Annotated in this window: 19 protein-coding genes; 15 read left to right on the top strand and 4 right to left on the bottom strand. The window is 44.9% G+C overall.

Annotation, left to right across the window (positions count from 1 at the left end; genetic code table 11):
- The first annotated feature begins 33 nt into the window (after window positions 1–33).
- The 14 genes from DVG78_RS22540 (at window position 34) to DVG78_RS22475 (ending at window position 13,860) form a co-directional block, all read left to right on the top strand.
- Window positions 34–411, top strand: a complete 378-nt coding sequence (locus DVG78_RS22540) for a hypothetical protein (RefSeq protein WP_114463295.1) — start codon at window positions 34–36, stop codon at window positions 409–411.
- Window positions 412–489: 78 nt separating this feature from the next.
- Window positions 490–1,305 carry a nuclear transport factor 2 family protein gene (locus DVG78_RS22535; protein WP_114463294.1) on the top strand — a complete coding sequence of 272 codons (816 nt, stop codon included), beginning with the start codon at window positions 490–492 and terminating at the stop codon, window positions 1,303–1,305.
- Between the two features lie 136 nt (window positions 1,306–1,441).
- The gene (locus DVG78_RS22530; RefSeq protein WP_114463293.1) at window positions 1,442–2,032 is read left to right on the top strand and encodes a hypothetical protein; all 591 of its coding nucleotides are present in this window, start codon (window positions 1,442–1,444) and stop codon (window positions 2,030–2,032) included.
- Window positions 2,033–2,243: 211 nt separating this feature from the next.
- On the top strand, window positions 2,244–4,529 hold the full coding sequence (locus DVG78_RS22525) for a hypothetical protein (protein WP_114463292.1): 2,286 nt from the start codon (window positions 2,244–2,246) through the stop codon (window positions 4,527–4,529).
- A 57-nt stretch (window positions 4,530–4,586) separates the two neighbouring features.
- Window positions 4,587–5,294, top strand: a complete 708-nt coding sequence (locus DVG78_RS22520; protein WP_114463291.1) for a hypothetical protein — start codon at window positions 4,587–4,589, stop codon at window positions 5,292–5,294.
- A 70-nt stretch (window positions 5,295–5,364) separates the two neighbouring features.
- The gene (locus DVG78_RS22515) at window positions 5,365–6,144 is read left to right on the top strand and encodes a hypothetical protein (RefSeq protein ID WP_114463290.1); all 780 of its coding nucleotides are present in this window, start codon (window positions 5,365–5,367) and stop codon (window positions 6,142–6,144) included.
- A gap of 58 nt (window positions 6,145–6,202) precedes the next feature.
- Entirely contained in the window at window positions 6,203–6,493 is a 291-nt protein-coding gene (locus DVG78_RS22510; RefSeq protein ID WP_114463289.1) for a PAAR domain-containing contractile injection system baseplate protein, read from the top strand.
- 57 nt (window positions 6,494–6,550) lie between these two features.
- The gene (gene tssD, locus DVG78_RS22505) at window positions 6,551–6,943 is read left to right on the top strand and encodes a type VI secretion system tube protein TssD (protein WP_114463288.1); all 393 of its coding nucleotides are present in this window, start codon (window positions 6,551–6,553) and stop codon (window positions 6,941–6,943) included.
- A 66-nt stretch (window positions 6,944–7,009) separates the two neighbouring features.
- A complete protein-coding gene (locus DVG78_RS22500; RefSeq protein ID WP_114463287.1) occupies window positions 7,010–7,723 on the top strand; it encodes a hypothetical protein in 714 nt (237 codons plus the stop codon).
- Between the two features lie 30 nt (window positions 7,724–7,753).
- On the top strand, window positions 7,754–8,803 hold the full coding sequence (locus DVG78_RS22495; RefSeq protein ID WP_114463286.1) for a hypothetical protein: 1,050 nt from the start codon (window positions 7,754–7,756) through the stop codon (window positions 8,801–8,803).
- A 106-nt stretch (window positions 8,804–8,909) separates the two neighbouring features.
- A complete protein-coding gene (locus DVG78_RS22490) occupies window positions 8,910–9,746 on the top strand; it encodes a glycoside hydrolase family 19 protein (RefSeq protein ID WP_114463285.1) in 837 nt (278 codons plus the stop codon).
- A 49-nt stretch (window positions 9,747–9,795) separates the two neighbouring features.
- Window positions 9,796–11,634 carry a type VI secretion system Vgr family protein gene (locus tag DVG78_RS22485; protein WP_114463284.1) on the top strand — a complete coding sequence of 613 codons (1,839 nt, stop codon included), beginning with the start codon at window positions 9,796–9,798 and terminating at the stop codon, window positions 11,632–11,634.
- Between the two features lie 52 nt (window positions 11,635–11,686).
- Window positions 11,687–12,067 (top strand): LytR/AlgR family response regulator transcription factor, encoded by a 381-nt coding sequence (locus DVG78_RS22480; RefSeq protein ID WP_114463283.1) that lies wholly within the window; start codon window positions 11,687–11,689, stop codon window positions 12,065–12,067.
- 11 nt (window positions 12,068–12,078) lie between these two features.
- Window positions 12,079–13,860, top strand: a complete 1,782-nt coding sequence (locus tag DVG78_RS22475; protein ID WP_158550078.1) for a tail fiber domain-containing protein — start codon at window positions 12,079–12,081, stop codon at window positions 13,858–13,860.
- A gap of 126 nt (window positions 13,861–13,986) precedes the next feature.
- On the opposite strand, the gene DVG78_RS22470 is transcribed toward DVG78_RS22475, so the two are convergent.
- Entirely contained in the window at window positions 13,987–15,732 is a 1,746-nt protein-coding gene (locus DVG78_RS22470; protein WP_114463281.1) for a DUF885 family protein, read from the bottom strand.
- A 429-nt stretch (window positions 15,733–16,161) separates the two neighbouring features.
- On the opposite strand from DVG78_RS22470, the gene DVG78_RS22465 reads away from it, so the two are divergent.
- Window positions 16,162–18,912: a PQQ-dependent sugar dehydrogenase gene (locus DVG78_RS22465; RefSeq protein WP_114463280.1), complete on the top strand. Its 2,751-nt coding sequence runs from the start codon at window positions 16,162–16,164 to the stop codon at window positions 18,910–18,912.
- Window positions 18,913–19,022: 110 nt separating this feature from the next.
- Here DVG78_RS22465 and DVG78_RS22460 read toward each other — a convergent pair whose 3' ends face one another.
- The 3 genes from DVG78_RS22460 to DVG78_RS22450 are packed head-to-tail and all read right to left on the bottom strand — an operon-like array spanning window position 19,023 to window position 22,446.
- Window positions 19,023–20,093, bottom strand: a complete 1,071-nt coding sequence (locus DVG78_RS22460; protein ID WP_114463279.1) for a M42 family metallopeptidase — start codon at window positions 20,091–20,093, stop codon at window positions 19,023–19,025.
- 2 nt (window positions 20,094–20,095) lie between these two features.
- Window positions 20,096–21,661, bottom strand: coding sequence for a hypothetical protein (locus tag DVG78_RS22455; RefSeq protein ID WP_147277148.1), 1,566 nt, complete (start codon window positions 21,659–21,661; stop codon window positions 20,096–20,098).
- A 5-nt stretch (window positions 21,662–21,666) separates the two neighbouring features.
- Window positions 21,667–22,446: a class I SAM-dependent DNA methyltransferase gene (locus DVG78_RS22450; RefSeq protein WP_114463277.1), complete on the bottom strand. Its 780-nt coding sequence runs from the start codon at window positions 22,444–22,446 to the stop codon at window positions 21,667–21,669.
- Between the last annotated feature and the right edge of the window lie 34 nt (window positions 22,447–22,480).

The raw sequence follows: 22,480 nt of genomic DNA, 5'->3' as shown, positions 1-22,480 counted from the left end.
TACTATTTTTCAAACCTAAACCTTTCTAAAAAAATGAAAACCAACACATTTATCCTCATTGTATCTGCTTACAGCATATTGTTGAGCTTGCCGGCCATTTTTGCCCCGGGTCTGGCCATCGAATATTTTGGCGGGACTGTCGGTGACATGAACGAGCATGCTTCCATCAATTTTATCGGAGGCTTCCAATTGACGATGGGCTATCTGGGTTTTATCACTTATCGCTCTACCGACCGTGCGGTGCGCCGAGGGTGGTTATTGGCCGTAGCGTTTTTAACCCTTTTTTCCATTGCTGTCTTTCTTTTCAATCTCAATGTCAGAAACCTGCCCCCTACCAAAACCTTCTATTTTGACATGGCTTTTTGGGCTTGCATGGCTGTGGGGACTTTGTATTTCAGAAGTAAGGAATAAAAGTCAGCAGGAGCTTTTCTATTCAAAATCTCCAAGTGACATTTCAAAAAGAAACTCAAATTTTAAACTGTCAAACCAATGAAAACTTTCATTACCCTACTGTTATTGCTTCCGGGTCTGCTCTTTGCACAGGGCAACTTTACCGAAGCTTTGTTCAATGAAATAGATATGCGCTTTAAGCAAAACCCTACTGAGTACATAAAAAATGAAACGGCCCCCAATTTTATTTTCACGAGTTCCAATGGACAGGTTCAGAACAAGGAGGAAGTACTGACACTGTATGCTTACTACGATGAGCCTTACCGTGAATTCAGCAATGTGGTAATCCGACAAAATGGCTCCAATGCCTACGCCACGGGCATTTTATCCCACGCCTATGTTCACAAAACGACCAAAGAAAAAAGAGCGAGCAAGTCTGTCATTACCTATACATTCGTTCAGGAAAAAGGAAAATGGCTGTTTCAAACAGGACATCATACTCTCGCACCCGTCTCGGTAAAGGAAGAAGAAGCCGCCATCAAAAAAGTAATCGAAGGAGAAACCCAAGCCTACATTGACGGCGACGGCAAAAAACTGCTGAGCTTTTGGGCCGACAAGAAATCCAACGAGCACGCCAGTCAATTTTTAGTGCCCATCATCGGTCAACCCTACGCCAAAGGTGAAAGCATGGACAAGCTGAGAAATTTAGTACTACCCAATCTCAAAAAGCAGAATTTCACGGTAGAGCGGGGCGATTTTGAGGTCAGGATCAACAACAACATGGCCTGGGCTACCTACACCCAAAAAGCAGTTGCCAACGGAAAAACCTTACAAACCGACCGCGAAACCCGCATCCTCGAACGCCTCAACGGCGAATGGAAGATCGTGTATGTGGGCGAGCAGGCGATAAAGTAAAAGCCATGAAACTACCCGAATTGGGGGGAAGCAAATGAGCGAACAGTGAGCAGTTTTGTACCGAAAACAGCTTCAAAAACACCCTGAAATGAGGCTTTAAAATTGACATACAAAATTTAACTTAAACACAAATAAAATGAAAACAGTACTGTCGGCATTACTCCTATTTTCAGTGCAACTCTTTGCGCAAAACAATAAAAATCTCGCTCGCGTCCAGCGCCTTGATGGGGTAGAAGTATATATTCTGGCCGAGCCCTTGCGGGAATATGAAACCATGACGAGCGTAACCACTGGAGTGAAAGCAGAGTCAATACTAACAGGAGGCCTGTTTAACGAAAGTATTACAGACAAAGTATTGCAGTATATCCGCCGAGCACGCAAGCAAGGGGCCATGTTTGATGCCGTACTTTATTCGGGAGGCAAGAGTATTGTGACCATCCGATTTACGGGCAAACCTTCTGAAAAAACAAAAGGGATAGCAAGAGCAAGGCAACTAGAAGGGGTAGACGTATATATACTATCGGAACCGCTTAAAGACTACGAAACCATTATTTCTTCGGGAAACAATCTCAAATGGAAATCCTATCTCACGGGCGGGTTGGTCAACAACTCAATCGAAGAAGATATGGCGGGGTTTATCAAAAAAATGCGTAGCAGTGGCGTGAATATGGACGGGCTGATTTATTCGGGCGGCAAGTCAGCGATTAGTTTTAGATACCGGCAGTAGAAATTCTAATCGTTTTTTCTAAATGAAATATATTCAAACTCATAAAAAGTACCCATTCTTAATTTGTTTACTGCTAAGTATCGTACTAAACGTACGAACGGTCTCACGATGATTGGTAATGGCATTACCATCAACTTTAACTTTCGGTCAATGGTCGGCAAGTCGTAAAAATACCCCTAAACAATAGACTATCAACCAATTTTGTAATTTTATGTACTCACGCCATACTTTCGGAAGCCTGCTGAAACAACTCCTGCTTGGAGTAATTTTAGTTCAGCTTTTATTTTCTTGCCGTAAAGAACCCCAAGAGGTTTCTCCTCCTGCACCACCTACCGTATTAACTGGAAGTGCGTCTGGAATCAGTACCGACAAAGCTACTGTTTCGGGAAAAATAGAAACCGTTGGTAGTAGCCAAGTGACTCAGTACGGACACTGCTGGCTAATCGGGAGCGGCACACCAACTACTACCGACGCTAAAACTGCCAAAGGAATTGGAGATGCCGGGCTTTTGTTTACGAGTGAGCTATCAGGTTTAAGTCCTAACACCACTTACAGTGTACGCACATATGCCATCAATAGTGCCGGAACGAGCTACGGAACTATCATCTCGTTTAAGACAGATAGCCCCCCCGTTACCATTGTTAAACCTGTGGTAGAAACAACCGAAGTGACTGATATCACAACGACCAATGCAGTGGGAAAAGGGCGGATTGTTGCCAATGGCGGTTCTGATTTGACCGAATACGGAATATGTTGGATAGCAGGAAACGGAGAGCCGACCATTAGTAATTCAAAAAAAACAACCACCAACCGAGATGCAAACGGTAATTTCAGTGGTGTCATAGATAACCTGACTGCCAATACACTTTATTCAGTTCGGGCATTTGCCACCAATGCATCTGGTACCGGATATGGACAAACAAAACAAATAACCTCCGCCTCTGCCGTTGCCTGTACGGTCACTCCGACGGTGAGTACCACCACCGCTTCCAACATTACGCAGACAACGGCGGTCGTGGGTGGCAAAATTGACAACGAAGGCGGCGGCAACTGCCAAGTATCTGAATACGGACACATCTGGACCGTGAGCACCAATGCCGACCCAACCGTGCTAACCAACGGTGGTAAAACCACCAAAACAGCCGCCATCAGCAGCGGTGGCACGTTCAGTTCGGATATTACGGGGCTGACCGCTGGCACAATCTATAAAGTCAGGGCTTATGCCAAAAACCAAACCAATATCGTCGTATATGGTTCCATAGTCAACGTAACGGCTGCTGCCGCTACCTGCACTGTCAATCCAACGGTGAGTACTGCTGCGGCTTCCAACATTACGCAGACAACGGCGGTCGTGGGTGGCAAAATTGACAACGAAGGCGGCGGCAACTGCCAAGTGTCTGAATACGGACACATCTGGACCGTGAGCACCAATGCCGACCCAACCGTGCTAACCAACGGTGGCAAAACTACCAAAACGGCTGCCATCAGCAGCGGTGGCACGTTCAGTTCGGATATTACGGGGCTGACCGCTGGCACAATCTATAAAGTCAGGGCTTATGCCAAAAACCAAACCAATATCGTCGTATATGGTTCCATAGTCAACGTAACGGCTGCTGCCGTTGCCTGTACTGTCAATCCAACGGTGAGTACTGCTGCGGCTTCCAACATTACGCAGACAACGGCGGTCGTGGGTGGCAAAATTGACAACGAAGGCGGCGGCAACTGCCAAGTGTCTGAATACGGACACATCTGGACCGTGAGCACCAATGCCGACCCAACCGTGCTAACCAACGGTGGTAAAACCACCAAAACAGCCGCCATCAGCAGCGGTGGCACGTTCAGTTCGGATATTACGGGGCTGACCGCTGGCACAATCTATAAAGTCAGGGCTTATGCCAAAAACCAAACCAATATCGTCGTATACGGTTCCATAGTCAACGTAACGGCTTCGCAAGTCAGGTCGATTAGAATCACCAATAATTCTTCGCTGCCAATCACGAGAATTGACGTTATTGAAGGGGCTAATACGAGACAACTGTCGCTTTCGGGTGGGCGGATAGGCTTAGGAGCTAATTACACATTCCCGGTTTCTACGGCACAAGTAGGGTTGACTATCAATTCAACAAAAGACGGATGTGGAGTATCTCAAACTGCGACAGTTTCCGTTGCAAGCGGACAAATAACGAATGTCAGCCTTACCAACCCAACTGTCGCACAGGTTATGACCGGTTTCAAGGCAAGTGGTTTCAGTACGTTTACCTCGGTCAATGTTCGTCCGGGGGGGCTTTATACAATCAGCTATTACTTTTATACGGACGGCAGATTCGCCTGGGAAGATTCCAACAACGCCCGTGGCAACGGCACCTTCACGCTACTGAGTTGGCCTGCCAATTCTACGGCAATTACGGTACACACAAACACTTCGGGCGATTTTGTCGTGCCTTGTCCTTACCGTGCTTTCTCGTCCAACGGCTATTCATTTGAGTTTGAAAGGTAATTATACATCGTCATCAATATTTTTTAAAAAAATCAACTTACACTTACTCTAAATACCATGAACAGTAATTTCAAATTCTTAGGAGCACTCGTGCTCATTGGCTTAGCGATGTTTGTATATGAAGAGTATAAAGCACAACAAAGAGAAGATGCTTTCTTTAATCAATTTAAGGCAAACAGCTATAGCCAACAAAATCCCGCTTCTCAAGCCTATAATCCCAACGCCATCACTAATTACGAATTTGGGTTCAGCATTCCGATATTGGCTGATTTGACGCTTGTACCGACTGCGGCAAAGTATTCTTATTTTTTTGTAGATAAAAAAACAGAATCTCGAAGTGATATTATTATGGTGATTCCTACTATTGACGACTTGAATACAGTTGCCCAAAATCTACAATCGGCAGGTACACCATTCACTAAGACTGAAAATACTGTGACTGCCACGATTAGTACACAGGAGATGGCTGCCACTATCATTTTTGGAGCGTTGCCGGATGGGAGTGTACTTGGAGTGATGAGGATTATTACGGGGCCTGCTACTATTTCACAAAAAACCGCCGAAGCACTCGGTAATGGTATTCGATTTATACAGCCTACTGTTTCATTGGAAGAAAGACAAAAACTAATGGAGATGGATATTGAAAACCAAAAAATCGCCAATCGTAGAAGGGATGTCGATCATAGAAGTGCTACCGATGGCGATTTACTAATGGCAAGGGTTCAAAGTGTTTTAGATCGCTGCTATGCCTGCGATGGATTTTAAACACTAAAACAAAACTTCAAACATGAAAAGCCTATTTCTTTTTACCTCATTTCTACTTGTGTTTAATAGCATGGCACAGAAAATAAATGGAAAATACCAAGGCGAACTGACCGCTGCCAATCAATCAAAATTGGAAAGCAGTATGATGCTGACCGTCAAAGGTACAGCCATTACGGGTACAATGACACTCGCCATCAACGGAACAAATATCATCTCGGCACTATCAGGAAACTTCTCCGACGGCGTATATAAAGGGACTTTAACGAATGAGACCGGTACCGCCAATTTTTCTCTACAGGATTTGAGTACGCTGGGTGCCGGTATGACCGCCCTGTTTGTACAGGTGATCGATCAGGGACAGGTCATTCTTTCCGGTATGTTTGAGAAAGCAGGGACGGGGAGCAAACCTCAAAACAACATTGGGCAAAGCCCAACCCCGAACAGAGCCCCGAAGGCCAACGACAGACCGACACGAGACCCAAACCTAATTGGAACATGGAGCAAGTTTTCTGCTTACACCCGAAACAGCATGAATACTGAAGAATATTGGGCCTTTAATGCAGATGGTACTATAGAAGGGCAAAGCCGCAGTTCGGCCATCATTTACCAGCCCGGGTTGGAAGCTAATTATAATGGGGGTTGGACTGAACATGAAGGCTTCAAAGCCGAAAGAGAAGCAGGCATCAGGTGGTTTACAAGAGATGGTCAGCTACTTTATAAAATGCCGGATGGTTCGGAGAAATTTCAACTCTATTACAAAATTGAGCACTACGATGGGAAGATCAACCTTTTCATGAGGGTAAATCCAAATCAGCCAAAAGCATCAATTATGTTCCAGAAGGTCAATTAGTTGATAAAAGAAGCGAAGACACAAACTTGAATTAATAACCTTAAACCAATCCATCAACATGGGAATGCCCGCCGCAAGAGTAGGAGATATGCACGTTTGCCCAATGGTAACAGGCACAGTGCCCCACGTAGGAGGGCCTATTTTACCTCCTGGAGTACCGACTGTTTTGATCAATAATATGCCCGCTGCTACGGCTACAGGTATGTGTACATGCGCCGGACCACCCGACATCATTGCGGCAGGCTCTGCCACGGTACTGATCGGAGGGCTTCCCGCCGCCAGAATGGGCGACATGACCGCCCACGGCGGAAGTATCGTCATCGGATCCCCCACGGTACTGATTGGCTGACAGAGCGTATCAATCATTTTTCACGTATAAACAATTCACTTTTAGATTTTTACAAACATGGCACACAAAGCAACTATCAAAATTGACGGCAAAGAGTTTGAAGTTCTTCATTGCTCCTACAGCCTGCACCAACACGTAAACCCTAACACCAATGAAACTACTTCGGAGGTTTTTGGCGGCAACATTGACGTCTCCATCGAGACCCGCAATGCCGATGCCAAAATCATTGAGTTGATGATATTGCCGCACAAAGACGATATCAACGGTGAAATCAAATTCAGCAATCAAAAGGGAGAAGAACTACGCACGATCAAATTTGAACACGCTTCCGTGGTGAATTTCAGCGAGACCTTCAGCCTTTCGGGCAGTGGTGCGGGTTCGCAAAGTTTCACCATTTGCTCACGAGAATTGGACATTCAAGGGCAAAAACTCAAACTGAAACGCGACTAAAACCCATTTGCAGGTTTCGGCTCTTTCGTCGGGAGTCCAAACTTGCAAATAAAAATTAACTGGTAGATGCTCCATCCCCTAAAATATATATTCGTTTCCATTGCACTCATTGCGGCGGCTGATAGCTTTCGGGATGTGCAAAGCCGCGCAGAAAAGGAACCATTGCCTGACAGTACGGTGTTTGACAACCCCACTTTTGGCTATACCATCCACCTGCCCAACACCATCCGAAAATACCCGCTCAGTACCGAATATGTTTTTGTAGGAACCTCTGTAGGATCTACACCCATTGATTTTGACTTGATTGTTATCCTACCAGACATGACTCCCTTGCCCGAAAACCTGAAACGGTGGCGGGCAAAAAAACTAAAAATCGAAAGAATAAATGCCAACACGCTGTACATAAAAACGCTTTGTCGGCAAGCCAAGTCAGTTGTCGATTTTGTACGATTTGATTCAGGGACAGGCGTGAGTTACTGCATTTTTCATATTCGAGGGCTTGATACTTGGGGTAATGAGGAACGAGCGCTGCCATACGACATCTCAAAACGAATTATTGCAAACATCAGTACTGCCAAACCAATGTTGCCATTGAAAACACGCGTTCAATTGTTGGAAGAACACAAAAAACACTGGGCCACTCACCCTTTTCAGTCCATTGAAGATTCCACTTACATTGATCCTAAAGTAGTTGATGATGGCTGGGGGAAACCTAATTTGAAAGGAAATACCAAAGGGAAAAGGGATAGAATTTTGAGGTGTATGGCGGAGCTATATTAACTAATGACTAAATATAAACCGTAAATAAAGATGAGTTTTTTAGAGAATGCCCGAAAAATTTTCTCCTCAAAAACAAAATTTGAGGAAATGGTGGAGGCCGGACAAGCCAATTTTCAAAAGAACAACGTCATAGCCCGAGGCGGCCCAGCCGCTTCTCTGATTGCTCAATGGCAACGGAATGGATGGCTTGAGCCGATCTACAAAGATGGTCGCGTATATATAAATCCGTTCACGCCTATCAATCAGGAAATATTTATCGGAAAAGTGGGACAGGATGCCATTTTTATGAAGGGTGACATGCTCTATCGTGAACATTATACCCGTTTTGACCAAAAAATTTCGCTTGATGCCATTGCCATCGGAGTATCAAGGGCGGCATGGTTGGTTCCTTATGCACAAGGCACGGTAATGTTTTGTTGCGCCGTTATGGGTGGCTATTTAGGGCTTGGTGCGGTGGTTACAGTTGTAACGACGGCAAACAAACTCACCGTGCTAGCCCAGTATTTTTTTCAGAATGAAAAAAAATTCCACACAGCATTCGATAATGTAAAGCCCATTTTGCAGGATTTGCAATTTCTTTATAAAAACTGCCCCGATACCTTCAAGCTGTTTACCGCAGTACTATTCAGAGACAAGTCTGAGCCTATCTCTCGGTGGAAATTGATTGGCGAATGGCTCAAACCCGATGCCAAAGAAGCGGGGGTATTTGTTGGTAAAATGTTATCGGGTAATACCGCCGAAGCTGCCATCAATACCGCCCAAAAAGAGGCGTTGGCACTCACCTTAGCCTCACTTATTTCTTTTAGAACTGTATTAAAAGAGGTTATCAAGGCCCGTGGCGCGCTGAAGATAGCGGGAGATATAAAAGCAGCGGCCGGCATTGCTTCAGAAATAAGCAAGTTAGTTTCGGGAAAAGACAAAACAGAACTGAATGAGGCATTTATCCACAAAACCCTCACTTCCGGGTGTGGCTCCTCGCCCGAAGTAACCCAATGCATTGACCGCATGTCCAAAAATCTCGGGTTGGCGATCACTGTTTTGGAGGAAATTAAAAAGGAGCTGGAAACGAAAGTAATGTAAGTTTTTTAAGCTTTCACAACGATGGAAGAATCAGGGCATTACTGACCAGTGCCAAAAGATTAGGTGAAGTAATTAGCATAGGGATTAAATTTAACAAACTGAAATCATGGGAAGAGAAATATGCTTATTAGAGTTTGACAACGACCTATATCTGTTTCGTCGAAAGAAAATCCCTGACAGCAAAAAAAGTGGTTTATCAGGCATGAGCAAGAAAAATATGAGAAAAATTTTAGCTGATTCTCGTTTAATATGTAATGCTGATAATTCAACTTATTTTGAACCTCTTGATTATACTCCCATCAATCCGGAATCTGTTAAAGATATGTTGATAGAAGAAGATCAAGCTATGGCTGGGATGAGTTGGGATGAAAGGTCAAAATTTAACCTTTTTGACGACCCAACACCTCCGGTAATAACACATGAACAGCTATTTTATATTTGGGGAAACCCTGTTGAAAAATGGTTTTTATCAGCTTTAAATTTTTATTTAAAGAAATACAAACTAACTACTAAAATCAGGCTGTCCTTTTTCTTGGCAAACGTTTCTGTTGAATGTGGTCATGGTCAATATTTCGAAGAAATTGCCAGTGGAATGAATTATGACCCTGGTGTTAATACAAGAAAAGCCAAGAGAGTAGGAAACTCTCAAATAGGAGATGGTCCAAAATACAAAGGAGGAGGAATAATTCAATTGACAGGGCGATATAATTATCAACAGCTTAGTGATTACATAGATGACCCGAATGTAATGGAAGGAGTAACATACGTGGCTAATAAATACCCTATCTTTTCAGCCTTTGTTTTCTGGGAAAAAAATAAAGGAAATCAATTATGTGACAAGGGTGCCACTTTTAAAGAGGTAGTTTATATGATTAATGGTGGACTTACACATATAGCCGAAAGAGAAATGTATTTAAAAAAGTGCGAGGAGATATTACGATAATTTATATCAGAACCTGTTGATTCTATATCATTTTTTTAAAGAACTTACTATGCCCTCTACCCTACAACTCATCGCCTCGGTCGAAGTTAATATTAATGGCCTGAAAATCACCCGCATCAGCAGCCTCTCAATCAACCAACCCTTTGACAATCACCATAGTTTTGAGGTGAGTCTGTCGCCCGATATGCTGCCGGAGAAATCTCCCACAGTCAAACTCAAAGAACTGGGCGATAAGGTCGTGGGCGAGGCGGTGGTCATCACACTCGCGCAGGGAGAAAAAAAGGCAGATGGCACCGTAAGCCGGCAACAAACGATGGTCTTTAATGGCATTGTGACGGCGGTGCGCTTGAGTAAGGGCAGCAGTACCTCCAATACCGTCGTCATCACGGGCGTGAGTCCAACGGCGCTGTTGAGTGCGGGGCGTACTACCCGCTCTTTCTCCAAACTTACCTTAGAACAGATCGTAAATAAAGTACTACAGCCATACAGTAATTTAAAAAAAGAGGTGAAACCTGAATGTAAAGAAACCATTCGCTACGTGACCCAATACGAAGAAGACAACTTCCACTTCCTGCAACGCCTCGCCGAAGACTACGGTGAGTGGATGTACTACGACGGCCAACAGTTTATATTTGGGAAAGCCGGGCGGGTAAAGGGAGATGAGATTGTACTCAAACACTCAGCCAATTTTTTTGACATGAATTACAGTATGCGGGCCACTCCCCTCAATCTCACAGGTTTACATTACGACTATTACACAAATACAACCTACGAAGCTCCGTCGTCGGCAGAAAGTGTGAGCGGGTTGAATTCCTATGAGCAGATAGGACTGAGCAAGTCCGAAAAAGTGTTTAGCGACGAGCTCATTGAGATTGGCTACCAAAACCACCGCAGTACATCCACTTTAAAAAAAGCCATCAAGCTCAAAAAAAGTGAGCAAGTCAATAAATTGGCCGTGCTCAGTGGCCGAACACCTGAGATGGAAGTAAAATTGGGAGGTGTTGTAAAAGTGACTGATACCTTTATCAACGCCAAAAATAAAGTCGAAACCATTGATTACGGGTCGTTTGTGGTCACTCGTTTGAGTCATTATTTGGATTCGAGAGGGGTCTATCAGTGTAATTTTGAGGCTGTTCCGCATGATACTGACTTTGCGCCAGTCGATTACCGTATCATTCAACCCAACGCCGAGCCACAACCCGCCGTTGTGATGCACGTAGATGATAAAGATAGCATGGGACGCGTAAAGGTGCAGTTTCCGTGGCAAAAAGCCAGTAATGAAATAACGCCGTGGGTAAGGGTAGTGAACCCAATGGCGAGCAAAGAAAAAGGAATGTACTTTATTCCGGAAGTGGATGAAGTGGTATTTGTAGATTTTGAATTTGGCAATCCCGATGTCCCTTTTGTAACGGGTAGCATGTACCACGGCGACGCCAAGCCGGGTGAACTTTTTAATAAAAACAACAACATCAAGGGCATCATCACCAAAGGGGGCAATCACATCCTCATTGATGATACCGACGGCAAGGAGACGATTCGGATTTTTAATAAAGACAGTAAAAACGAAATCGAACTTTCGCTGGATGGTGGCTCACACATAAGAGCCAAAAGCAACGGAACCATCTTTCTGGAAGCCGCCAAAGGTATTCAGTTAAAAGCGCCCAAAATCAAAATGGAAGCTAGCGATGAATGGGATGTAAAAGCGGGAAAAACGCTAATCAAGAACGATACAAGTATGGAAGTAAGCGCCGGTACCGAACTGAAAGTGGAAGGTTTGACGGTAGATGTGAGTGCCCAAACAACTGGCTCATTTAAGGCATCCGCGCAGTTGGAACTCGACGGCGGCGGCTTGGCGACCCTGAAAGGCGGAGTCGTAATGATTAATTAACGGCTCCTTTTCAGCAGTTTACGACTACATAAAAAACCTCCACTTTACCACCATGAACACACACCCTGCAATCTCTGCCTTTACAGGGCCGAAGTCCGTATTTTTGCTGTTTTTAGGAAATAAACAGATTACCCCTGCCGACATTATACGCCTTGAAGCGGTGGGAAATTATACCCGATTTTTATTGACTGGCGGCCGTAAAATCCTTACCTCTAGAACCCTTCGTTGGTACGAGTCACAATTGCCCGACACCTTCATCAGGGTCCATAAAAGCTCACTTATCAATACATCATTTATTGTAAAATACAGCCGAAGAGCCGAGATACAGATGAAAGACGGTGCGGTAGTGAAGGTATCCCGACGAAAACGCCTGGTTTTCGACCGATTTTATCAATCAATAAAGACAACTCCCCTATCATTCAACCATTCTTAAACATGACAACCATGAAGTTTTTTACCACAATTTTATTGGCATTGATATCCCTTGAGCTCACGGCTCAAATCAATATCATCAGCGGCACAGATGGTAGCTTGACAATAACACCCAAAGGTATAAGAGGAAAGTTGCCAACTTCCACCGCTCAAGACGTAAATAATATTTCTATTGGCAATAATAGTTTAAGGTTAAATTTATCAGGAGCTCAAAATGTTGCAATTGGAATAAATGCTTTGAGTGACAATACAACGGGTGGCTCTAATGTTGCAATTGGTGTTGATGCACTTGTTACTAATAAGGTCAATTCCGGTAACGTATCAATCGGGACTTCGGCTATGCAATTTGCCGATGACCAAACTGTTACACAATACGTCACTTATAATACAGCAGTAGGAGTTGAAGCTTTGAGGGGTAGCTTCGTTCCTTCCAATAATACCGGTATAAGTAACACTGCCATAGGTGGCAGAGTCCTCGCAGACAATACCTCCGGCACTGAAAATACGGCGTTAGGTTCTCTGACTTTAATTAGAAATACGAGTGGAAATTATAATACATCCGTTGGCCATTTTTCCTTAGCACATAATGTAGCGAATAGCGGAAGTACTGCTATTGGACATAAAGCAATGAATAACTCGGATAATCGAACTTCCGGTATTATTACAAACAATACTGCAGTTGGAATAAACGCACTACGAGGAAGCGATACACCATCTAATAATACAGGAATCAGCAATACTGTTCTTGGAGCAAACACATTATTTACTAACACTTCTGGCAGTTCAAATGTAGCTGTGGGAGTTAGTGCATTATCTGATAATACTTCCGGTGATTTCAATATAGCGGTTGGAAAAGACGCACTCTTATCAAATGTAGTGAATTCAGGTATTACAGCTATTGGTTATGGTGCTATGAAATATGCCGCATCTACAAGTACGACGTATATGGGTACGGATTTTCCGGGAAATACTGCAATTGGTTATAGTGCACTTCGTGGAAGTATTTCATCTGTCAATAATGTAGGTACAGGGAATACTGCTGTGGGTGCAGTTGCGCTATCCGGTAATACATCCGGTACTGAAAATGTAGCTGTGGGTGCTGTTGCACTAACTAAGAATACTTCTGGTACTGCAAATGTAGCTGTGGGTGCTGTTGCACTATTAAACAGTATCACCGGTTATTCAAATGTAGCTATTGGAACTAATGCGGGAGATGTAATTACAGCAGGCTATCGCAATACTTTATTAGGGACGGGCGCCAATACTTCAGCCAATAATTTATTCAATTCAATCGCCATTGGCTATAATGCCATAGTCAATGCTAGCAACAAAGCAGTCATTGGCAATTCTTCGGTTACAACCGTAGGAGGCTATGGCAATTGGAGTAACTATTCTGATAGAAGGCTAAAAGAAAATATTACTTACACCCAGCGCTTAGGACTGGATTTTATCTTAAAACTCAAAACCTCTTCATACAATTACGCCGCAGACACCAATAAACGCCGACGTGATGGCCTGATTGCCCAAGATGTTCAGGCAGTTATGAAGGCATTGAATCTTCCATTTAGTGGATTGATAGAGGATGATGATGCCCAAAAAACGTTAAATCTTGCCTATGCAGACTTCGTTATGCCCCTTATCAATGCGGTGAAAGAGCAACAGGTGCAAATCGAAAAACTTAAACATGAAAATAGCGCCTATAAAGATGACATAGCGATGCTCAAAAATAGCGTTACTGAAATAAAAGCTTCGTTGAAACCAAACCTAGATAGTAACAAATTAGGCAAAAAATAGACTCAAGCTGCGAAAGTATTTAACCGAAAAAACCAAGAAATAATAAATGTAAAACTGCAAAAGGGTCCAATCCTTTTGCAGTTTTACATTTATCGGTTCGCCATTTTTCAGTTCTTACTCCTGCCTCTACTTCACTACCGGCGGCGTGTAGAACTTCCAAGTCGACTTATAATCCCGGCTCAATTTTTTGTTGGTCATTACAGCCCTGACCATATCTACGGGCAGCGAATTTTGCTGCATCACGGCGTCGTGAAACTCCTTGTAGGTCATTTTTTTGGTATCGACCAATTCTTTCTTCAACGCATAAAACTGAAACGCGCCCGTCATATAAGCCAGTTGATACAACGGCTCATAGCCGCCTACGAACGACCGCCGCACTTCGCCCTCGGCATTGGCGCGCTCGTGGCCTACGCGGTCCACGAGGAAGTCAATACACTGCTGCGGTGTCCATTTGCCGAGGTGGTAATTGAGCGAAAAAATAATCCGGGCGCAGCGGTGCATCCGCCAGAATAGCATTCCGACTTTGTCTTCTGGCGACTGAGGAAAGTTCATATCCCACAAAATCATTTCCCAGTACAACGCCCAGCCTTCGGTCCAAAACGGCGTGCGGAAGCGACGGTAGGTTTTGTAGCGGTTGTTCATAAAACCCTGTAAATGGTGCCCCGCGATAAGCTCATGGTGAACCGTAGCACGTGAGAAATGCGGGTTATTGCCGCGCATACTCATCAGCTTGTCTTCATGCGACATGGCCGCCGTGGGGTACGAAATCAGGATTGTTTCTCCACCCAAAAAGAACGGACTGAACTTCTGCCGCTCGGCCGACATCATGGCCATACGCCAAGTTTCTTCGGCAATTGGCGGAATGGTAATCAGGTCTTTTTGTTTCAAAAACGACACCGATTCGTTGTAGAGCCGCAAAATCATTTCGGGCTGTTTTCCCACTGGCACCATCGAGTTTTTGACTTTTTCCTGTGCTTTTTTCCAATCATCGCCAAAGCCCATCTCACGGGAGGCTTTCAGCAATTCGCGGTCGCACCACGCAAATTCTTTGTTGGCGATGTCGATGAGTTCCTCGGGCGTATAGGAAATAAACTCAAATTCTAATTGACGAATCAGTTCATCGCGCCCTACCGCTACCCCGTTGATGCCGCTGCCGTCGTCTTTGAAAGGAGCTACAGATTTGGCTTTTTTGGTAAACAGATTAGCATACGAAGTCAGCAGCGTATCCACTTTTTTGTACGGCTCGGGCATCCACCACGTAAAGTTAGGGTCGTAGGCGTTGTAAAATTCAAAGACACTTTTCAGGGCTGATTTCAGTCCCGTAGCGGTGCCAGCGGCCCGCTCGGCCAGCGCAGGGTCGATTTTTTCCATTTTTGCCACCGCCTTGCGCGCTTCGGCTATTTCCAAACCAAGGGCATTAAACTCAGTGGCCATCTGCTCACCGTTGACGGCCGCGCCTCGTCGGCGTGATTTTTCCAACGCATATATTTTATCCGCAAACGGAAACCACGCCTGCGTCTGACTTACCTCGACGGCTTCTTTACCCAATTCCCGAATGTCAACCTGCAAGTTTCGTTGAAACAACACATAGTCCACTTGGCTGTCAACGGGCAATTTGTCAAAATCCATTTTTTGGAGCTGCCCCAGATAATCGTTGGTCAGTTTTTCCAGTCTCTGACGACGTTCGGGAGAGTTTTCGACAACGTAAAACCGCGTCAGGCTTCCTCGGTCGGCGGCATAATTGGTCATCAAATGGTGGACTTCGCTCGTTTGTTTGTACAACGAATTAGTGGGGGATGGTTGGGCATACGCCGCAGACAAACCTGAAAAGGTCAGTACTGCACTCACCAAATAGTGTTTGGGGAAGAGCATGTAAACAAAAGGGTTAGTTTGGAAATGAAAGGGTTTACGTGCATTAACTGAAATGGTTTTTATCACCAACTATGCACTTAACAAAAGTAATCAAATTGTAACAAATGCCTGACTGCATCGTAGCCAGACTTTTTTGTTCTGTGTAAGTCCTTTTAAAAACGAAACATCCTCCACAAAAGTCAGCTTACTTTATTGCCGAAGCGAATAAACTTATGGTCTATTTTACCAGTATATAACTAAACTGGGACATTTTTATCTTTTACAGGAACAGTAAAATATCCAAAAAAGACAAACACTCCATTTAGATCCATTTATCGTACGGTATATATCAATTAGAACATTAAACTAATTTTGCCGTTATTAAATTAATTTATCCCTAAAAGATACAAAAATTCAAAATGGGGTAATTATTGAACTGAATTTCCAAAAATGAGACTGAATTCTATATTAAAAAAAACGGCATTTTTCATTGTTACGCTACTTATCACGGCATTAAACAGCACTGCACAAGTTCAATCTGGCTTTGTTGATGAATCGTTTAGGGGGATTTGGCTACCAAATGAAGGAGTCAACGGAACAAGTGCCTCCATAGTCGGAGTCACCTTCGATGCAAACGGACGAACTTTCGCGTGGACCAAAGACGGACGGGTATTTGTATTGCCGTATGTACTGCCCAACACAAATAAAGACAATTATTCATGGTCGCTGATGCTCGACATTCGAGGAGATGTCAAAGGTAATTTTGACGGAGGAATGTTGGGTTTTGTGCTAGACCCTGATTTTTTCACCAATGGCTTTTTTTATGTGTATTATTCAAGTCACATTGTAGGGGGCAGCAGCGAAGATGCCGCCATTGGAAGGGTCAAACGCTTCAAAGCCAACAACCCAAATCACCCAACCCTTTTGCCAACGACCGATTACGGAAGTTCGTCAAATAAAATCCTCATTGGCGAAAGCAACTCCACGGGCATACCCATCACAAAGCTATCGCACATGGGTGGTACGTTGGTATTTGGAACCGACAATTCTCTCATTGTTTCGACCGGCGACGGCGCTTATTACTCCAACGATGATAATGGTTCCCACCCCGAAACCGCCTATCAAGAATGCTTGAATAGAGGTGTAATGACCAACGCCGAAAACATCGGAGCCAATCGTTCTCAACTCCTTAGCTCTCATTGCGGTAAGCTTCTACGCATCGACCCCAATACGGGAGACGGCCTACCCTCCAACCCGTACTACAACCCCACTAGCCCACGCACCGCCCAGTCCAGAGTTTGGGCGAGCGGATTTCGAAACCCTTTCCGAATCATGCACATTCCCCTCACTGGCAATCACACCGACGACCCTGGGGATTTTTTGGTGGGTGATGTAGGACAAGGAGATAAAGAAGAGTATAATTTGGTAGTGGAAAGTGGGCAAAATTTTGGGTGGCCATTCAAAGAGGGGATGGATGTCAGCCACAATCGACCACTTACCCAATATGCTCCTGCAAACCCACAAAAACCCATCGTTGATTATCGCACAGGGACAGGCCGCGCTATCAAAAATGACACCATTTTTAACATAGGTAGCCCTCAGGTACCGGGCATCAACCCAATGCAGGGAAACTCAGCCGTAGCTGGTGTGTATTATGATAAAGATACCTATCCTCCAGCGTACAAAAACACTTATTTTGTGGGTGATGCCAGCGGGATTGTTTATAACGTAAAATTAGATGCTAACTACAATGTCCAATACGTCAATCGCTTCAATTATAACATTGGCGGGGGCATGGTGTCTATGGCAATTCACCCCATAGAGGGCACCATTTACTACGTTTCATTTGGAAATCTGCAAATTCGTCGAATGCGCTATTCTCCCGGCAATCAACCGCCCATTGCCAAAATAAAAGCTGATACCACGGCGGGCATCAGCCCCTTAATCACGGCGTTTTCGGCCCTAGACTCCTACGACCCCGACAACCAAACGATTACTTACCAATGGAATTTTGGCGATGGTAGCCCCGTAGAAACTACTCTTGCCCCTCACCACGTTTTTACGAATGCAGGGCAAACATCGTACAAGGTAAAACTCACCGTGACCGACCCCAACGGCGAAAAAGGCTACGATTCTCTCTACGTAAGCCTCAACAACACCCCTCCCGTCATCGACAGCAGCAGTATTCACTCGCTGAATTCTATTGCGGCCAATGCCGCATACCCTATCACCCTCAGCGCCTTTGCCTCCGACGACCATACCGATAGCGCCCAACTTACCTACGTCTGGAAAATCATGCTCGCTCATAATGACCACGAGCACCTTTACATAACATACACCAACAACAATCAAAACATCTCCCTCCCTTCCTTGGAGTGCGAAAAGGGGGTGGCTACCTACTGGATTCGGATTTATCTCATCGTCACCGACCAGCAGGGATTATCAACAACTTATACCAAAGACATTAACCTCAATTGTGTCGGTTTACAGCAATCCATTACCTTCCCCGCTATCCCCGACAAGTTAACGACGGCTTCGGCCTTTGCCCTAAATGCTACCGCAAGTTCCACGTTGCCTATTTCCTACTACTTGGTTTCGGGCCCCGCAACCGTGGGCGGCTCAACCGTTACTTTAACGGGAAAACCTGGGCCAGTGAAAATTCGGGCGACTCAACACGGAAGCACTCTCACTAACTATAATCAAGCCCCGATTGTGGAGCGGACTTTCAACGTAACGCGGCCCATTACGCAACAAACCGTTACGCTGGATTCTGTCCCGCCCAAGCTAATCACCTCACCTGCTTTTGCGCTCAATGCCACTGCTTCTTCGGGGCTTGCCATCAAGTATTTTGTCCTCAGCGGGCCCGCCACCCTTTCCAATGGAAACCTCATCACGCTTACCGGGCAAGAAGGAACGGTACGGGTACGCGCCGTTCAGGCAGGGAATTATACCACCAACGGCGCGTTTGCCGAGCGAACATTTACCGTCACTGATCCTTGCCCACCTGCACGGACGTTGACCCAAACCCTAGCGAACGGTGAACCCATGACGATTCAGGCAGGGCAAACCATCCAAGCCGCCAACCTCATTCAAAGCGGAGCGAATGTTGTTTATCAGGCAGGGGCCGCAATTGAATTAAACCCAGGGTTTCAGGCCGAAGCCAGTAGCGTATTTAAAGCTCAAATTCAGGGATGTAATTAAGAGAATGCAAAGAGGTTACTTTTGGACCAAACTTTATAGGCTGATAAAAAAACAAAGTGCCTTAAACGGGCACTTTGCAGAATAAAAACCATTGTTTTTTCAAACTATCATTACTTCAAGTATCTAAAATCCTCATCTCCTTTCAATTGCACCAACACTTCGTACATGAGGTTAATGACATTCTGCACGTCCTCCTTATGAACCGTTTCAACAGTGGTGTGCATGTATTTGAGCGGAAGTGAAATTAAAGCCGAAGCCACCCCTTCCGTTGCATACGCAAAAGCATCGGTATCTGTTCCAGTAGAACGGCTAACGGCTTGGCGCTGAAACGGAATCTTTTTCTCTTCGGCTATCTGAATCAGCATATCCAATACGTTGTTTTGCACCGCTGGACCGTAGCACAATACTGGGCCGCTTCCGCATTTCAAATCCCCTTGTTCTTTTTTCTTGTACATCGGCGATTGGGTATCGTGCGTTACGTCGGTACAAATCGCCAAGTCAGGTTTCAGGCGACGCACAATCATCTCCGCGCCGCGCAGACCGATTTCTTCCTGTACTGAGTTGACAATGTAAAGCGTAAAAGGCAGATTGATGGCGTTTTCGTCCAACAGGCGAGCTACTTCCGCAATCATAAATCCACCAATGCGGTTGTCCAACGCCCGTCCAACAAAATAACGGTTGTTCAATTCAAACAGGCCATCCGAGAAAGTAGCTACCGTTCCGACGTGAATACCCATGTCAAGCACTTCCTGCTTCGTGGTTGCGCCTACGTCAATCGTCAGGTCAGCCACTTTAGGAGCAGTATCTTTGGCGAGTTCGCGTACGTGGATGGCAGGCCAGCCAAAAACACCCTTGACAACGCCTTTTTTGGTGTGTAAATTAACACGCATGGAAGGCGCAATGACGGCATCAGAGCCCCCGTTGCGGATTACATAAATATAACCGTCGTCGGAAATGTAATTGACAAACCACGAAATCTCATCGGAGTGGGCTTCAATCACGACCTTGTAGGGCTTTCCTTCATTGATGACGCCCACGGCGGTTCCGTAGGTATCCACAAAATAATCATCAATGTAGGGTTTTAAATAATCCAACCAAATCTGCTGTCCCGACGATTCAAATCCGGTGGGCGAAGCATTGTTGAGATAGGTATACAAAAATTCGGTGCTTTTTTCGTTCATTTTTACTTTCGTTTATAAATCCGCGCGCCCTTTGGCGAACCATCATTTACTTGGGCTATCAGTTGATAATGTTGTTTTACAAAATTAGCAATCGGCGGGAAATACTCATGTTGGTGCTCAGTTTTTCCTTCCGTATTTATCAGACTCCCGTTCAAATCCACAAAAATGACGGGTTGATTTTGGTTCATATCCGCTAAAAAGTCTTTCACACGAATGTCATGCTGGGCGCTGGGCCAATAAATTCCGATGGTGTGCGGCCAACGGTAGCCCATGGGCAATCCCGTATAAACATAAAACCGATCTGCGTAGCCCCAAATAACCAAATGGTCAGTAGGATGCGTATTTTCTTTGATAATTTTTACTACCTGTTGGTCAATTCCATCGTATCCTAGTGGCTCTAGCGGTTGGCGTTGGGTGAGGTTAAAAATCCCCTGCCCTATGGCACTCACCAGTACAATACCATACACTACGTTTTTGAGAGAGCCCCACTGAGTTGCAGAAGGGCGACTCAAGAGGACTCCGATGAGAAAGGTAAGCGGCATCGGCAGAAAGAGCGTGTAATGCGTGTAGGGATTTCCAGATTGTAAGATAGCGTAAAAAGTGACGCACAAAAAAGTGGCAGCAAACAACAACAGTCGGTTAGAACGGTCTAAACTTAGTTTTTTAACGGTGCCAAGAAAACCTACAAGCACCGCCAAACACCACCCGCCAAACACAAAACGAATGGCGTAACTTTGCCACATCAAACTCCCCACCCGCCAAGGGCTGAAACGTTTCCATACTGGCAGTTTAGAAAACTCCTCCGAATAGCCATAATAAAAATAATACCAAAAGTAGTTGTTCCAGAACGTGTCAAACTCTCCGCGCAGGGCAAAATAAACGTTGACGACTACCGTGGGCATAAACCCTCCTACCACCAACCAACACAGGCTTTTCCAGCCTTTTTGGATAATGAGTTCGTAAGCAAGAAAAGCGGCAATAACTAAGCCCATTGGCACATTTTGAAACTTAGCATAGACCAGCAAGCCCAACCCAATTCCCAAACTCAGCCAAAACACAACTGAAAGCTGACGATTGTCCGCTGGTAAATCTCGCCGATGAAACGCATAAACGTACGCACCGATGCCAGCGGTGAGCATCAATACACTCACAGCTTCTGAATTATAGGCAAGATGATCGTGATAAGCAGTAGTGCCCAACCACGTCAGCAACGGTAACACTACGATCAACGCCCGTAAAGCTGATAGGGAGAGCCAACGAAGTGTGTTGTATAAAATAACGAGGGTAAACAACCAACAAACAATCCCGACGCCTTCAGCCACGGGGTAAGTGGCGTCAAACCCCAACGCATTGGCGATGAGCAACGGAACAACCGTTAGAGGACGGCCGTCGGTGTAATTGAGCCAAGTCCAAATCGGGTCGGAGGATTTATCAATCGAAATAACGCCTGCCAACCACGTACTTGTATCAATATTAGGCTCGCGAGGGGTCATGTTGCTCCACCTAAGCAGAAACACACCCACTATCAGCCCTACTAAAAGCCAATTAACTGTTTTATTTTTATGCATTTATCTTACTCCTTTACCTGCCTGGCAGGATTCATTACTGTAAAAAGGGAGCTTCCGAACGGTGCCCGGGGTAAAACCGCCTCTTCCAGCTTGACAAGCCAATAAAGGGGAATATTAATAAAAAAAGGAGGTACTGCTACATCAGAAGCTTGTTTTGACAAATCTATCCATCCCCGACGCAACTGAAAACGTTGCCACGCCCGAACCGCCATAATCAGGGGGGAAAGGAAAAAACTCCAGTAGGTCGCATAAGAAATAGATAAGCCTGCCCTATCTACCAATCGCTCTAAATCCTCCTTAATAAAACGTTTTTGGCCGCCTACCACAATATCATGTATACCCGAAAAAGCCTCGTGTGAGTTATTGTTCGTAATAAAAACTCCTCCCGGTTTAAGCTTAGTACCAATACCCATTATGATTTTCTGAATTACGGCATCGCTGAAATACGTGAACACATCGTTGCAAATGATAACATCAAATTGCTGCCCAGGCTTGTATTCGGCAATTTTTGTGAGGTCATGATGGGTCACGGCCAAACCTCTCATTTGTGAAAAAGCAACACCATCTTCCGAAAAATCAAACCCTTCAATAGTAGAAAACCCCTCTTCAAGCAAGTGCATCAGCATTCCTCCAGTGCCACATCCAGCATCAAGAATTGAAATATCAGGGCGGTTTGGGAAGTGTTTTTTAATACTCCTTGTCACCTTCTGGTGCAAAACCCGGTACCACCACAAATGGCGTTCCGCATCATACATGCGTTTATATTCGTCGTATTTACCTATCATGGGTTCACAAAAATATCACTAGTTCGGAAAATAT

This window comes from Runella aurantiaca, from assembly GCF_003339505.1.
In the GTDB taxonomy this organism is placed as follows: domain Bacteria; phylum Bacteroidota; class Bacteroidia; order Cytophagales; family Spirosomataceae; genus Runella; species Runella aurantiaca.
This window is presented reverse-complemented; position numbering and strand designations above follow the sequence as displayed.

Excerpts from the sequence above, each read along its gene's own strand:
- DVG78_RS22500 (WP_114463287.1), top strand. The coding sequence starts at position 7,010 with ATGCTCCATCCCCTAAAATATATATTCGTTTCCATTGCACTCATTGCG.
- DVG78_RS22525 (WP_114463292.1), top strand. The coding sequence starts at position 2,244 with ATGTACTCACGCCATACTTTCGGAAGCCTGCTGAAACAACTCCTGCTT.
- DVG78_RS22530 (WP_114463293.1), top strand. The coding sequence starts at position 1,442 with ATGAAAACAGTACTGTCGGCATTACTCCTATTTTCAGTGCAACTCTTT.
- DVG78_RS22470 (WP_114463281.1), bottom strand. The coding sequence starts at position 15,732 with ATGCTCTTCCCCAAACACTATTTGGTGAGTGCAGTACTGACCTTTTCA.
- DVG78_RS22520 (WP_114463291.1), top strand. The coding sequence starts at position 4,587 with ATGAACAGTAATTTCAAATTCTTAGGAGCACTCGTGCTCATTGGCTTA.
- DVG78_RS22485 (WP_114463284.1), top strand. The coding sequence starts at position 9,796 with ATGCCCTCTACCCTACAACTCATCGCCTCGGTCGAAGTTAATATTAAT.
- DVG78_RS22450 (WP_114463277.1), bottom strand. The coding sequence starts at position 22,446 with ATGATAGGTAAATACGACGAATATAAACGCATGTATGATGCGGAACGC.
- DVG78_RS22495 (WP_114463286.1), top strand. The coding sequence starts at position 7,754 with ATGAGTTTTTTAGAGAATGCCCGAAAAATTTTCTCCTCAAAAACAAAA.
- DVG78_RS22475 (WP_158550078.1), top strand. The coding sequence starts at position 12,079 with ATGAAGTTTTTTACCACAATTTTATTGGCATTGATATCCCTTGAGCTC.
- DVG78_RS22465 (WP_114463280.1), top strand. The coding sequence starts at position 16,162 with ATGAGACTGAATTCTATATTAAAAAAAACGGCATTTTTCATTGTTACG.
- tssD (WP_114463288.1), top strand. The coding sequence starts at position 6,551 with ATGGCACACAAAGCAACTATCAAAATTGACGGCAAAGAGTTTGAAGTT.
- DVG78_RS22510 (WP_114463289.1), top strand. The coding sequence starts at position 6,203 with ATGGGAATGCCCGCCGCAAGAGTAGGAGATATGCACGTTTGCCCAATG.
- DVG78_RS22480 (WP_114463283.1), top strand. The coding sequence starts at position 11,687 with ATGAACACACACCCTGCAATCTCTGCCTTTACAGGGCCGAAGTCCGTA.
- DVG78_RS22455 (WP_147277148.1), bottom strand. The coding sequence starts at position 21,661 with ATGCATAAAAATAAAACAGTTAATTGGCTTTTAGTAGGGCTGATAGTG.
- DVG78_RS22490 (WP_114463285.1), top strand. The coding sequence starts at position 8,910 with ATGGGAAGAGAAATATGCTTATTAGAGTTTGACAACGACCTATATCTG.
- DVG78_RS22540 (WP_114463295.1), top strand. The coding sequence starts at position 34 with ATGAAAACCAACACATTTATCCTCATTGTATCTGCTTACAGCATATTG.
- DVG78_RS22460 (WP_114463279.1), bottom strand. The coding sequence starts at position 20,093 with ATGAACGAAAAAAGCACCGAATTTTTGTATACCTATCTCAACAATGCT.
- DVG78_RS22515 (WP_114463290.1), top strand. The coding sequence starts at position 5,365 with ATGGCACAGAAAATAAATGGAAAATACCAAGGCGAACTGACCGCTGCC.
- DVG78_RS22535 (WP_114463294.1), top strand. The coding sequence starts at position 490 with ATGAAAACTTTCATTACCCTACTGTTATTGCTTCCGGGTCTGCTCTTT.